The sequence below is a fragment of the Leclercia tamurae genome, from assembly GCF_025566055.1.
GTDB classification, from domain to species: domain Bacteria; phylum Pseudomonadota; class Gammaproteobacteria; order Enterobacterales; family Enterobacteriaceae; genus Enterobacter; species Enterobacter tamurae.
This window is the reverse complement of the sequence record NZ_JAMHKS010000026.1, coordinates 1-308: the sequence shown is the minus strand read 5'-3', so window position 1 is coordinate 308 and position 308 is coordinate 1. Positions and strand designations below refer to the sequence as shown.

The following is a 308-nucleotide window of genomic DNA, read 5'->3' as shown; positions in this document are numbered from 1 at the left end:
AAGCTGTTTCACTTCTGATTGCGAAAATTTGAGAGACTCGAACACACCTTCATCTGCTCTTATTACGGAGAGCAGACACAGTGTGTCGTTTCAATTTTCAGCTTGATCCAGATTTTTAAAGAGCAAAACTTCGCAGCGCACCTTCGCAGGTACACTCTGAAGTTTTCATGTTGTCGCAGTAAAAGGATGGTGGAGCTATGCGGGATCGAACCGCAGACCTCCTGCGTGCAAGGCAGGCGCTCTCCCAGCTGAGCTATAGCCCCATCGTAGTTAAATCTCTTCAAATTTGCGTGGCAAATTTGGTAGGC

1 tRNA gene is annotated in these 308 nt (G+C 47.1%); it reads right to left on the bottom strand.

The features are described from left to right. Positions 1–187: 187 nt before the first annotated feature. A tRNA-Ala gene (locus M8318_RS00130) sits at positions 188–263 on the bottom strand. Positions 264–308 lie beyond the last annotated feature (45 nt).